The organism is Gelidibacter sp. (assembly GCF_035577925.1).
GTDB lineage: Bacteria > Bacteroidota > Bacteroidia > Flavobacteriales > Flavobacteriaceae > Gelidibacter.
Map to the genome: position 1 here is coordinate 1 of NZ_DATJCY010000209.1, position 13,296 is coordinate 13,296.

At 36.9% G+C, this 13,296-nt stretch carries 8 protein-coding genes and 2 tRNA genes; 7 read left to right on the forward strand and 3 right to left on the reverse strand.

Annotated elements, in window-relative coordinates; genetic code table 11:
• Window positions 1–36: 36 nt before the first annotated feature.
• A complete protein-coding gene (locus tag VNJ50_RS08205) occupies window positions 37–600 on the forward strand; it encodes a lipocalin family protein (protein WP_325580805.1) in 564 nt (187 codons plus the stop codon).
• Complete coding sequence (locus VNJ50_RS08210; RefSeq protein ID WP_325580791.1) at window positions 590–1,897, forward strand: deoxyribodipyrimidine photo-lyase; 1,308 nt, start codon at window positions 590–592, stop codon at window positions 1,895–1,897. Before VNJ50_RS08205 ends, VNJ50_RS08210 begins: the two co-directional genes overlap by 11 nt.
• A 179-nt stretch (window positions 1,898–2,076) precedes the next feature.
• On the opposite strand, the gene VNJ50_RS08215 is transcribed toward VNJ50_RS08210, so the two are convergent.
• The gene (locus VNJ50_RS08215; protein WP_325580793.1) at window positions 2,077–4,626 is read right to left on the reverse strand and encodes an ATP-dependent Clp protease ATP-binding subunit; all 2,550 of its coding nucleotides are present in this window, start codon (window positions 4,624–4,626) and stop codon (window positions 2,077–2,079) included.
• 258 nt (window positions 4,627–4,884) lie between these two features.
• On the opposite strand from VNJ50_RS08215, the gene gyrA reads away from it, so the two are divergent.
• Complete coding sequence (gene gyrA, locus VNJ50_RS08220; protein WP_325580795.1) at window positions 4,885–7,455, forward strand: DNA gyrase subunit A; 2,571 nt, start codon at window positions 4,885–4,887, stop codon at window positions 7,453–7,455.
• A 25-nt stretch (window positions 7,456–7,480) separates the two neighbouring features.
• A complete protein-coding gene (locus VNJ50_RS08225; protein ID WP_325580797.1) occupies window positions 7,481–8,755 on the forward strand; it encodes a tetratricopeptide repeat protein in 1,275 nt (424 codons plus the stop codon).
• A 54-nt stretch (window positions 8,756–8,809) separates the two neighbouring features.
• Here VNJ50_RS08225 and VNJ50_RS08230 read toward each other — a convergent pair whose 3' ends face one another.
• Both VNJ50_RS08230 and VNJ50_RS08235 read right to left on the reverse strand, forming a co-directional pair.
• The gene (locus VNJ50_RS08230; RefSeq protein WP_325580799.1) at window positions 8,810–9,559 is read right to left on the reverse strand and encodes an NlpC/P60 family protein; all 750 of its coding nucleotides are present in this window, start codon (window positions 9,557–9,559) and stop codon (window positions 8,810–8,812) included.
• A 67-nt stretch (window positions 9,560–9,626) separates the two neighbouring features.
• A complete protein-coding gene (locus VNJ50_RS08235) occupies window positions 9,627–10,805 on the reverse strand; it encodes an acetyl-CoA C-acyltransferase (protein ID WP_325580801.1) in 1,179 nt (392 codons plus the stop codon).
• A gap of 130 nt (window positions 10,806–10,935) precedes the next feature.
• Between VNJ50_RS08235 and VNJ50_RS08240 the strand changes: the two genes are divergently transcribed.
• From VNJ50_RS08240 to VNJ50_RS08250, 3 genes are all read left to right on the forward strand, one after another.
• On the forward strand, window positions 10,936–12,981 hold the full coding sequence (locus VNJ50_RS08240) for an HDIG domain-containing metalloprotein (protein WP_325580803.1): 2,046 nt from the start codon (window positions 10,936–10,938) through the stop codon (window positions 12,979–12,981).
• 93 nt (window positions 12,982–13,074) lie between these two features.
• Window positions 13,075–13,158: transfer RNA gene (locus VNJ50_RS08245), tRNA-Ser, on the forward strand.
• Window positions 13,159–13,220: 62 nt separating this feature from the next.
• Window positions 13,221–13,295, forward strand: a tRNA-Pro gene (locus VNJ50_RS08250).
• Window position 13,296: the final 1 nt, after the last annotated feature.

Sequence of the window (13,296 nt, forward strand, 5' to 3'; positions counted from 1 at the left end):
TACTCTACTTTTTTAAAAAATTTAAATATACGCATGATGAATACAAAAAATAAAATTTTAATAGCAGCCTTCTTCATAAGCTTAGTTGCTCTTTTAAATTCCTGTGCCTCCATTCCAAAAAATGCAAAGGCAGTCAAAAACTTTGATATAGATAGGTATTTGGGCACATGGTACGAAATTGCCCGTTTTGATTTTCGTTTTGAAAAGGATTTAGACAATGTTTCCGCACAATACAGTCTAAATGAAGATGGTAATGTCATCGTATTGAACAGTGGCTATAATCACAAAAAAGCAGAATGGAAAAAAGCGGATGGCTTAGCAAAGTTCAGAGGAAATAAAGATGTTGCAGAATTAAAAGTAAGCTTCTTCGGCCCCTTTTATGCAGGCTATAATGTCGTGGCACTAGACGAAAATTACCAATATGCCTTAATTGCCGGAAAAAACTTGGATTATTTGTGGATTCTATCGAGAACAAAAAGTATTCCTGAAGAAATCAAATCCAACTACTTGAGAATTGCAGAAGAAATAGGCTACGACACCTCTAAACTTATTTGGGTAAAACACGACAGGAACGATAATCCATTTCTGAATGAAAAGTAAGGTCTCCGTTTTTTGGTTTCGCAGAGATTTGCGTTTGGAAGACAATGTGGGGTTATATCACGCACTTGCTTCTGAATTTCCCGTATTCCCTATTTTTATTTTTGATGAAACCATCCTGAAAAAATTAGAAGATAAAAAGGACCGAAGGGTTGACTACATCCATCAGGTACTTTCGGCCATAAATAATGGATTGAAGACATTCAACGCAAGGCTGAATACATTTTATGGCAATCCGTCGGATGTTTTTAAAATACTTTCCGAAAAATATGCTATTCAAGTTGTCTTTTGCAATCGGGATTATGAGCCGCAAGCCATTAAACGGGATACGGAGATTTACCAGTTTTTCAAAGAACGAAACATTCCTTTTAAGGCATTCAAAGATCAGGTCATTTTTGATAAAAATGATGTGGTGAAAAATGACGGCACACCTTACACAGTTTACACGCCCTATTCCAAAAAATGGAAAGAGTTATTGATGGAAGAAAATTACAAGTCGTACGATCCTGATTACAATAATTTTTTCAGACAAGAGTTTACCGAAATTCCTTTGTTGAATGAACTGGGTTTTGAAAAAACAGATATTATTTTTGTCCTCCCAAAATTAGATCCAAAAATCATTGATGCATACGACAAATTCAGGGATTATCCGGCGATGCAAAGAACAACAGCGTTGGGCATCGCACTTCGATTTGGCACCATCAGTATTCGTAAATGCGTAGCTTTTGCACTGAAGCACAATCAAACTTGGCTTAATGAATTGATCTGGCGAGAGTTTTTCATGCAAATCTTATATCATTTCCCTAAAGTGGTTAATCAATCTTTTAAATCGAAGTACGATAACATCAAATGGCGAAACAATGAGTGGGAATTTGAAAAATGGTGCGAGGGGAAAACAGGTTATCCGATTGTAGATGCAGGAATGCGACAATTGAACGAAACAGGATTCATGCACAATCGGGTACGGATGATTGTAGCGAGTTTCTTGTGCAAGCATTTACTGATAGATTGGCGTTGGGGTGAAGCCTACTTTGCGCAAAAATTGAACGATTACGACTTATCAGCCAACAATGGAAACTGGCAATGGGCAGCTGGTTCGGGTTGCGATTCTGCACCGTATTTCAGGGTGTTTAACCCAACTATTCAAACCGATAAGTTTGACAAAAAGTTGGAATATATCAAAAAATGGGTTTCTGAATTTAAAACAGATGCTTATCCCAAAAAAATAGTAGAACACAGTTTAGCAAGAGAAAGAGCGTTGAAAGTATATGGAGAAGCTGTCAGGGAAAACAACCAATAACCTTTTAAAGTAAAATTGAGAGAAACAATGTAATATTGGTTGATGAAAACGATAATGCAATTGCTGAAATGGAAAAATTTGTTGCACACGACCCATTAATGGTAGTTCAAAATCACAATCTCTTTATTAACAAACCCTTCAGTGTAAAAATTTGAAGGGTTTGTTTGTTATGTGAACTTTTAAGATTCGGTTTGTTTCTCAGCCTTTTCAATCTTAACGGTCAATTCATTTGTTTCCGGATTTAGATCTAGAGTTATGGCATCACCTTCATTAATATGGGCAGTGATGATTTCCTCAGCTAAAGTGTCTTCAACATATTTTTGAATAGCACGTTTTAAAGGTCGTGCACCATATTCTTTGTCAAATCCTTTCTCGGCAATATAATCTTTTGCACTAGGCGTAAGTGTCAGTTCATAGCCTAAATCTTTGATACGAAGAATCAACTTCTCTAATTCAATATCAATAATTTTATTAATATCTTCTTTTTCTAGAGCATTGAAGACCATAACATCATCAATTCTGTTCAAGAATTCAGGAGCAAACGCTTTTTTAAGGGCATTTTCAATGATACTCTTGGAGTTATCACTGGCTTGTGCGGCTTTTGCAGCGGTTCCAAAACCAACACCTTGACCAAAATCCTTGAGTTTACGTGCGCCAATATTAGAGGTCATAATGATTATGGTATTCCTAAAATCAATTTTTCTACCTAAACTATCTGTTAGATATCCATCATCTAAAACTTGCAACAACATATTGAAAACATCAGGGTGGGCTTTTTCAATTTCGTCTAACAACACTACAGAATATGGTTTGCGTCTTATTTTTTCTGTTAGTTGCCCACCTTCTTCATAACCCACATATCCCGGAGGTGCACCAACAAGTCTTGAGATTGCAAATTTTTCCATGTATTCGCTCATATCAATTCTGATAAGGGCATCTTCGCTATCAAAGAGTTGTTTTGCTAATACTTTGGCTAATTGTGTTTTACCAACACCTGTTTGACCTAAAAATATAAATGAACCAATCGGTTTATCGGGATCTTTAAGACCTGCTCGATTACGCTGAATGGCTTTTACAACCTTGGCAACAGCTTCGTCTTGGCCAATAACTTTTCCTTTGATAAGTTCTGGTAAATTGGCCAATTTGTTGCTTTCGGTCTGTGCAATTCTATTTACCGGAATGCCAGTCATCATGGATACCACGTCGGCAACATTGTCTTCCGTAACGATTTCTTTGTGCAATTTGGTTTCTTCTTCCCAATTTTCTTGAGCCACCGCCAATTCGCGTTCTATCCGTTTTTCATCATCACGCAGTTTTGCTGCTTCTTCATATTTCTGTTTTTTGACCACATTGTTTTTGGTTTCTTTAACCTCTTCCAATTGTTTTTCGAGCTCCAAAATTTGTTTTGGCACCGCAATATTGGTGATGTGTACTCTTGAGCCGGCCTCATCCAAGGCATCAATAGCTTTGTCTGGTAAAAAGCGTTCGGTCATATATCTGTTGGTCAACTTAACACAAGCTTCAATGGCCTCTGGCGTATAATGAACATTATGGTGCTCTTCATATTTATCCTTGATGTTTTCTAAAATTTGAATAGTTTCTTCCACCGAAGTTGGTTCCACGATCACTTTTTGAAATCGTCTTTCCAAAGCACCATCTTTTTCAATATATTGTCTGTATTCATCTAAAGTTGTAGCGCCAATACATTGTATTTCACCTCTTGCCAGAGCTGGTTTAAACATATTGGAGGCATCCAAACTTCCTGTGGCGCCACCGGCACCAACAATAGTATGGATCTCATCAATAAAGAGAATAATGTCATCATTTTTTTCCAGTTCGTTCATAACGGCTTTCATGCGCTCTTCAAACTGACCGCGGTATTTTGTACCGGCCACCAAACTGGCCAGATCCAAAGTGACCACACGTTTGTTGAAAAGTATCCGTGATACTTTTCGCTGAATAATCCTTAGTGCCAAGCCTTCTGCAATGGCCGATTTTCCAACGCCCGGTTCACCGATAAGTAGTGGGTTGTTCTTTTTACGTCGGCTTAAAATTTGCGAAACTCGTTGTATTTCTTCTTCACGACCTACCACAGGATCCAATTTTCCCTCTTCGGCCATGACAGTCAAGTCACGACCAAAATTGTCCAAAACCGGAGTTTTTGACTTTTTGGCACCTTTTGCGGTAGGTTGGTTGAAAGGATTTTGCTTTGCTTCGTCCTCATCATTTATATCATCATCCGAAAACGACTGTAATTTCGGAGATTCGGTATAGTCGTCATTTTTAGTAATCATAGATTTGAATTGTTCTTTTACGTTATCATAATCCACTTTCAGCTTGTTTAAAAGTTTTGTTGTTGGATCATTTTCATTTCTTAAGATGCACAATAATAAATGTGCAGTGTTGATTAAAGTGCTCTGAAACAACTTTGCTTCTAGGAAAGTTGTTTTAAGCGCACGCTCCGCCTGGCGTGTTAAATGTAGGTTTTTCTTCTCGTTTGATGGGGTTATATAGCTTGAATTGGCCGGACTTAGTATTTCCACTTTACGCCGCAAGTGGTTTAAATCTATTTCCAAAGCACTTAAAATATCAATGGCTTTGCCATGTCCATCTCTTAATAGCCCCAACATTAAATGTTCGGTTCCTATAAAATCATGTCCCAACCTTAAAGCTTCTTCTTTGCTATAGGCGATCACATCTTTGACTCTTGGGGAAAAATTATCATCCATAATAAAATCCTTTCTGCATTAAAAATAATAAAAACTAATGTATTAAGGCAAAAAGTGTACCTCAATTGTTTTCATATTGGCTAAGTGACAAAAAAAACTTCACAATTTCAAAACATTTAACGAGATACTTATTAAAAACAACCCCATCATATTGTTAATAAACAATACCAAAAAGCATCTATAAAGTGTCATTAAAACTCATAAAATGGTTATCTTAGCACGATTTGAAAATTTATAAAAAATCTAATTAATTTATATATGACAGAAGGAGAAAAAGTGATTCCTATCAACATTGAAGATGAAATGAAATCGGCTTACATTGACTACTCAATGTCGGTCATTGTGTCGCGTGCTTTACCAGATGTTAGGGATGGACTAAAACCAGTACATAGACGTGTACTTTTTGGCATGCATGAACTGGGAATTAGAGCCAATACAGCTCATAAAAAATCGGCGAGAATTGTTGGTGAAGTACTCGGAAAGTACCACCCACACGGTGACACCTCAGTTTACGATACCATGGTACGAATGGCGCAAGAATGGAGTTTGCGTTATATGTTGGTGGATGGCCAAGGTAACTTTGGGTCCATTGATGGCGATAGCCCTGCGGCAATGCGTTATACCGAAGCGCGAATGCGTAAGATTTCGGAAGACATGTTGGCAGATATCGAAAAAGAAACTGTAGATCATCAGCTCAATTTTGATGACACCTTACAAGAGCCAAAGGTTTTACCAACTCGTATTCCTGGATTATTGGTAAATGGCGCTTCTGGAATTGCCGTCGGAATGGCGACCAATATGCCACCACATAATCTAAGTGAAGTCGTTGATGGCATCATTGCCTATATTGATAATTATGATATTGAAATTGACGAACTGATTACGCATATTAAAGCTCCAGATTTTCCTACTGGAGGAATTATTTACGGTTATGACGGGGTAAGAGAAGCGTTTAAAACGGGGCGTGGTAGAATTGTAATACGGGCAAAAGCAAATATTGAAGAAGTCCAGGGAAGAGAATGTATTGTTGTTACCGAAATCCCGTACCAAGTCAATAAAGCTGAGATGATCAAGAAGACCGCCGATTTGGTCAATGAAAAGAAAATAGACGGTATTTCAATGATTCGTGATGAATCTGACAGAAACGGGATGCGTATTGTCTATGTGCTAAAGCGCGATGCCATTCCAAATATTGTCTTAAACACCTTATATAAGTACACCGCGTTACAATCGTCATTTAGTGTTAACAATATTGCGCTTGTCAATGGACGACCTGAATTGTTGAATCTAAAAGATATGATTCTTCATTTTGTGGACCACAGACATGACGTAGTTGTTAGAAGAACAACTTACGAACTTCGCAAAGCCGAAGAACGCGCGCACATTTTGGAAGGGTTAATCATTGCCTCAGATAATATTGATGAAGTGATTGCATTGATCCGTAGTTCATCAAATGCTGATGAAGCACGTGAAAAATTGATTGAGCGTTTTAAACTTTCAGAAATCCAGGCCAAAGCCATTGTTGAAATGCGTTTGCGCCAATTAACAGGTCTAGAACAAGACAAATTACGCTCTGAATATGAAGAATTGATGAAAACCATTGAAGACTTAAAGGATATTCTTGATAAAAAAGAACGTCGTATGGAAATCATCAAAGACGAATTGACCGTTGTAAAAGATAAATATGGTGATGAGCGTCGTTCAACAATCGAATATGCCGGTGGCGATTTGAGTATTGAAGATATGATTCCTGATGAGCAGGTTGTTATTACCATTTCTCATGCGGGTTATATTAAACGTACCTCACTAACTGAGTATAAAACTCAGAACAGGGGAGGTGTTGGTCAAAAAGCATCCACCACACGTAATGAAGATTTCTTGGAACACCTATTTATAGGTACCAATCACCAATACATGTTGTTCTTTACCCAAAAAGGAAAATGTTTCTGGATGCGCGTTTATGAAATTCCTGAAGGCAGTAAAACTTCAAAAGGAAGAGCAATCCAAAACCTTATCAACATTGAGCAAGATGATAAAGTAAAAGCGTTTATCTGTACCCAAGATCTTAAGGATGAAAATTATATAAACAGTCATTATGTAATTATGGCTACCAAAAACGGTCAGGTCAAGAAAACATCTTTAGAACAATATTCCCGTCCAAGAACCAATGGTATTAATGCCATCACCATTAAAGATGACGATATTTTATTAGAAGCTAAATTGACTACTGGGAATAGCCAAGTCATGTTAGCATTAAAATCTGGTAAAGCCATCCGATTTGAAGAAGCTAAAACACGTCCTATGGGAAGAAATGCATCGGGTGTAAGAGGGATTACATTGGCGCATGATACCGATGAAGTAATTGGTATGGTGACCATTGAAAATCCGAAGGAAGAATCTGTTTTGGTTGTTTCTGAACATGGCTATGGAAAACGTACTTATATAGACGATCCAGAAGATGGTGTAGAAGTTTATCGTATTACAAACAGAGGAGGTAAGGGTGTGAAAACTATTTCCATTACTGAAAAAACAGGGAGCTTGGTTGCTATAAAATCGGTGAGTGATGATGATGATTTAATGATTATCAACAAATCTGGGATCGCTATCCGTTTGGCAGTTAAGGATCTGCGCGTTATGGGAAGAGCAACACAAGGTGTAAAACTGATCAATTTAAAAGGGAATGATTCTATTGCCGCTGTAGCAAAAGTAATGAGCGAAGAGGAGGAAGAGGACGAAAACCTAAATGATTTAGACATCACTACTGACAATCAGGCTGATGATGAAAATGGTACGACTCTTGATAACTCAGAGAACGAAAATAACAATTAATACTAAATACTAAAATTAACTAAAAATGAAAAAACAAACGATCGTCGCTTTGGCACTTTTAGTAGGTTCTTTTTCCTTCGCACAGAAGACTGAATTGAAAAATGCAGAAAAAGCAATAAAGAAAAATAATTTTGCGGAAGCGAAAACTGCCCTCAATTCAGCTGAGTCTTTAATTGCCTCAGCAGATGACAAAACAAAAGTGCAATATTACTTCTTAAAAGGCAAGGCCTTATATGCCAATGGTGCAGGAACAAACGCAGACATGGATGCCGCCATTGAAAGCCTTAATAAAATAGAGGCTATAGAAGGAAAAACTGGAAAACATGCAAAAGATGTTCAGGATATTAAGCAAGGTATGCTTTCTTCATTCTTAACCAAGGCCAATGAAGCACTTGAGAAAAAGAATTATGCTGTGTCTTCTAGTGGTTTTGAAAAAGCCTACAGAATGTCCACAAAAGACACTTTGTATCTTTATTATGCAGCGGCTACCGCAGTAAGTGGTGAAGACTATCCATCAGCATTGAAACATTATGAAGAGCTTAAAAAGCTTGGATATGTTGGGGTCGAAACAGAATATGTTGCTACCAATAAAGCCACAAATGAAGAAGAATCTTTTCCTTCAAAAAGCTTAATGGATATTTCTGTTAAAACCGGTACGCACATCAAACCGCAAACTAAAAAATCGGAATCTAAACAAGCTGAGATTGTTAGAAACATTGCCTTGATATACATGAATCAAGGAGATAATGCAAAAGCCATCGAAGCTATGAAAGATGCGAGAGCCGCAAATCCAAATGATGTGTCTTTAATCATTTCCGAAGCCAATATGCAATTGCAAATGGGAGACAGAGAAGCCTTTAAAACGCTTATCCAACAAGCATTGGTGCAAGACCCAAACAATCCTGAATTGTTGTTCAACTTAGGTATCGTTGCTGCTGAAGCGGGTGAAATTGCAGAAGCTAAAGGTTATTATGAAAAAGCAATCGAATTAAAACCAGATTATGTTGATGTTTACAACAACATGGCTGTTTTAATCCTAAGTCAGGAACAAGCAATTATTGAAAAGATGAATGCTCTTGGAAGTTCTGCTGCCGACAATAAAAAGTATGATGAGTTAAAAGATGAAAGATCTAAACTTTATACAGATGCAGTACCTTATTTGGAAAGTACACTTAGATTGAGACCAACCGATTTGCAAGCTGCTAAAACCTTGGCTAATATTTATAGTGCTGTTGGTGACACAGCAAAATACAAAGAAATGAAAGCTAAAGTTGATGCTTTGGAAAGTGGTCAAAATTAGTATTAATATGTTTTTTAACAAAAAAATGCTATCTCATTGGGATAGCATTTTTTTTTATATTATTTTTTTAATGACTCTCAATTTATGAGTATGAAGTTTTTTGTCTACATTATAGATTCCTGAATGATCCAATCGGTCAATCCGTACTTTTCCATGGGAATGGATGATATAATTATCAGACATGATGATACCAACATGGATAATCTGCCCATCGGCATTATCAAAAAACGCCAAATCACCAGGTTCACTTTCTTCAATAAAACTTAACGCTTCACCTTGCTTTGCCTGTTGATCCACGGTTCGATATAAAGAATAGCCATTCAGTTTATATACCATTTGAGTAAATCCTGGAGCATCTATGCCAAAAGGTGTTTTTCCACCACGTAAAAATGGTGCATTTCTATATAAAAAAGCTGTATTTATTAAATTGTCTTTGGGCTTAATCCCAGAAATACAGTTTCCATCAAAAGAATGATTCATAAAATTGAGCGAAGACAATGAAGAACCTAATGGAATGGTCAATAATTGATCGTTCGCATCTTGGATAAACTCAATCAAATCGGCCGAAAGTGTTGGGGCTATTTGCCCTAATGAATGGTAATCCACTTCCGTAATTTCAAGATACTGATTGTTGTCGATCCAACCTTCACATCGGTCAAAATCCAAACGGATCTTACTCCATTTTTTTCGTTTTTCAATAACTTTAAAAATATCACCATATAAAACCTGCGAAATCAATTCAGTCGTATCACAAGGTTCTATTCTTAAAGAAATGATGCTTAAATTGGCAATTCCGTAGGTCATCGGTGGCGCTTGTCTAGTGGCTAATGATGTTGAGGTTATTTATTTAATATCAAATATATTGGTTGACTTATGCGCGTTCAATTACGATAGCTGATGCGCCGCCGCCGCCATTACAAATGGCCGCTGCACCTACTTTAGCATTGTTCTGTTTTAATACGTTTATCAAGGTAATAATAATTCTTACTCCCGAACAACCCAAAGGATGTCCTAAAGAAACAGCACCTCCATTGACGTTAACATTGCTATCGTTAAGTCCTAAAATTTTCATATTTGCTAAACCTACAACTGAAAAGGCTTCATTGAATTCAAAGAAATCGACCTGATCAATAGAAATTCCAGCTTTGTCCAAAGCTTTTGGTAATGCTTTAGCAGGTGCCGTTGTAAACCATTGTGGTTCATGTGCGGCATCAGCATATCCTTTTATGGTTGCCAAAGGTGTAAGGCCTAAAGAGTCAGCTTTTTGTCTGCTCATTAAAACTACAGCACCAGCACCATCATTTATAGTAGAAGCATTGGCTGCTGTTACTGTACCATCTTTGGTAAATGCAGCGCGTAATGTTGGAATTCTATCTATACTTACATTGGTATATTCTTCATCTTTAGAAACCAAAATGGCATCACCACGACGTTGTGGCACTTCAACAGGCACAATTTCATCATCAAATTTACCTGCGTTCCATGCTGCTGTCGATCGGTTATAAGATTGAATGGCAAAGGCATCCTGGTCTTCTCTACTAAACTTATACTCTACAGCACAGGCATCAGCGCAAACACCCATTGCATTTTGATCGTAAGCATCTACCAAACCATCATTTTGCATGCCATCAATCAACGTAGCAGATCCAAATTTAGTTCCCGTTCTGGCGTGTAAATAGTGCGGTATTAAACTCATGTTTTCCATACCTCCGGCAACAGCAATCTCAATATCGCCCAATGCAATGGCTTGAGCTGCTTGCATAACGGCTTTCATTCCTGAAGCACAAACTTTATTGACCGTTGTACAGGGTACTGTATTTGGAATTCCCGCATAAATAGCTGCTTGTCGCGCAGGTGCTTGACCCGTTCCGGCTTGTACTACATTTCCCATAATCACTTCTTCAACCAATTCAGGATTTAAGTTGATTTTAGCCAAGGCACCTTTTATGGCAATAGCTCCTAATTTTGGGGCAGGAATTGTAGATAACGCACCTAAGAAACTACCTATTGGAGTTCTGGCTGCAGACACGATGACGACTTCTTTGCTCATTTTTAATGGGTTTTAATTTGAATGATGCAAAATTAAACATTTTTTAATTGATTTAGGAATGAAACCCAACGTTAATCGGACGATTCTTTTTATATTTTACTACTTTTGAAGGACAATTGACAATAGCTTAATGAAAAATATTATAAACAAGTGGTATAAAAATCATGCCCTTATTTACAAGATCTTCTTATTTATCGGAACTACGTTTTTGATTGTTTACCTATTTCCCAAAAGTGGAAAGTTCAAATACAATTTTGATAAAAACAAACCGTGGCAATCCGAGAATCTTTATGCGCCTTTTGATTTTGCCATTCAAAAATCTCCAGAAGAATTAGAAAAAGAACGCGCTGTTATTATTGAAAACGGAGCCGTATATTTTGATTTAACACAAGAGGTAAAAGCCTTTGTGTTGGACGATTATAATAAAAAGTTCAATGCTTCCTTTAATGATTCATTGGGTCGAAAAAAAACAGAATTGTTCAAAATAGGAAAGACTGTTCTAAATGAAATCTATAAAGTTGGAATTTTAGAAGAGGATTATAATTACCCAAATGATAAAAGTGTGGTGATTTTGGATGGCCAAAACCAAGTGGTTTCCACCACGTATTCTGAGCTTTCAAAATTAGATGCTTTTAGGAAACTCTTGGAGAAACAACTTGAAGATAACGGAAATGCGAGGTACAGCTCAGTTTTTTTATCTCTGTTTTTCGATTTGATTGAGCCTAACCTGAAAATCAATAAATCCATTACCCAAAAGGCATTGGATGAAGAGCTCAACAAAATATCTACAACTTATGGCAATATTGAAAAAGAAACTCTTATTATTTCTAAAGGAGAATTAGTTGAAGGCGATAAGTATGATATCCTAAAATCCTTAGAATCAGAATATGAATCTCAGGTTTGGAGTTCTTCAAACTACACTTGGGTTGTGGTATCGTACTCAATGCTAGTAGCTTTAACCTTATTAATGTTACTTTTGTTTTTGAAAAAATATCGTAATGAAGTGTTTTTGGACAATACCAAAGTCACTTTTATATTTTTCAATATCATCCTAATGGTTTTATTAACCACTCTTATTGTGAGTTACAATTCTAAATACGTATATGTCGTGCCACTTTGCGTTTTACCATTGGTTTTAAAAGCCTTTTTTGATGCCCGATTAGGATTGTTTTCTCACGTGCTCACCGTGCTTTTACTTGGTTTTATTGTGCCAAATAGCTATGAATATATGTTTTTGCAAATCATTGCTGGCATAGTCACCATATTAACGGTTTCTGAATTGTATAAACGTGCCAATTTGTTCATTTCGGTTGGACAGATCACATTTATTTATATTATTACTTATTTTGCTTTTTTCATCATACATGAAGGCAGTGTTGCCAATCTTCATTTTGAAGCTTTCGGGATTTTTATTCTCTGCGGATTGGCCACGTTATTTGTGCAGCCACTCATTTATATTTATGAAAAATTATTTGGATTGGTTTCAGACGTTTCCTTATTGGAACTTTCGGACACCAACAGCAAATTATTAAAAGAATTGGCCAATAAAGCACCTGGAACTTTTCATCACAGTTTAAATGTAGCCAATCTAGCAGAAGCATCGGCCAATGAAATAGGTGCAAATGCCATGCTAGTTAGGGTAGGCGCGTTATACCATGATATTGGAAAAATGAAAAACCCTACCTATTTTATTGAAAACCAATCAACAGGTATAAATCCACATGACGAATTATCTGCCCATGAAAGTGCACAAATTATTTTTTCTCATGTTTTGGATGGCATTGAAATAGGAAAACGAAACAACTTGCCCGATCGGGTTATCGATTTCATTAGAACCCATCATGGAACGACTTTGGTTTATTACTTTTATATGAAAGAAAAGGAAATTGACAGCACTACAAATGCTGCCGATTTTAGGTATTCCGGTCCAAAACCTTTCAGTAAGGAAACGGCTATTTTGATGATGTGTGATAGTGTAGAAGCTGCATCAAAAAGCTTAAAGGATCCTTCTTCAACAAAAATCAACTACTTTGTTGAGAATATAATTAACAAGCAAATGGAAGACGGTCAGTTTTTAAATGCAGATATTACCTTCAAAGAAATTGAATCCATCAAGAAAATACTAAAAAATAAATTAGCTAACATCTTCCATCTCAGGATAGAATATCCAGAATAAATAATTGGGAAGAAAAAGTTTACAAAATAGTTGTGTTCTTTGGAATGAAGACTTACATTTGCATCCGAATTTAGAACAAGTTCTTACAAAATAGGAGAGGTGCCAGAGTGGTAATGGAGCAGATTGCTAATCTGTCGACGGGTAACTGTCGCCAGGGTTCGAGTCCCTGTCTCTCCGCAAAATTTGCTTGATATGCCGGATAGCAAGTTTTTAAGAATTCAGCCTTATAAAGCTGTTCTCGGGGTGTAGCGTAGCCCGGTTATCGCGCCTGGTTTGGGACCAGGAGGTCGCAGGTTCGAATCCTGCCACCCCGAC

Coding starts and splice junctions, on each gene's coding strand:
- VNJ50_RS08225 (WP_325580797.1), top strand. CDS start 7,481: ATGAAAAAACAAACGATCGTCGCTTTGGCACTTTTAGTAGGTTCTTTT.
- VNJ50_RS08235 (WP_325580801.1), bottom strand. CDS start 10,805: ATGAGCAAAGAAGTCGTCATCGTGTCTGCAGCCAGAACTCCAATAGGT.
- gyrA (WP_325580795.1), top strand. CDS start 4,885: ATGACAGAAGGAGAAAAAGTGATTCCTATCAACATTGAAGATGAAATG.
- VNJ50_RS08230 (WP_325580799.1), bottom strand. CDS start 9,559: ATGACCTACGGAATTGCCAATTTAAGCATCATTTCTTTAAGAATAGAA.
- VNJ50_RS08210 (WP_325580791.1), top strand. CDS start 590: ATGAAAAGTAAGGTCTCCGTTTTTTGGTTTCGCAGAGATTTGCGTTTG.
- VNJ50_RS08205 (WP_325580805.1), top strand. CDS start 37: ATGAATACAAAAAATAAAATTTTAATAGCAGCCTTCTTCATAAGCTTA.
- VNJ50_RS08215 (WP_325580793.1), bottom strand. CDS start 4,626: ATGGATGATAATTTTTCCCCAAGAGTCAAAGATGTGATCGCCTATAGC.
- VNJ50_RS08240 (WP_325580803.1), top strand. CDS start 10,936: ATGAAAAATATTATAAACAAGTGGTATAAAAATCATGCCCTTATTTAC.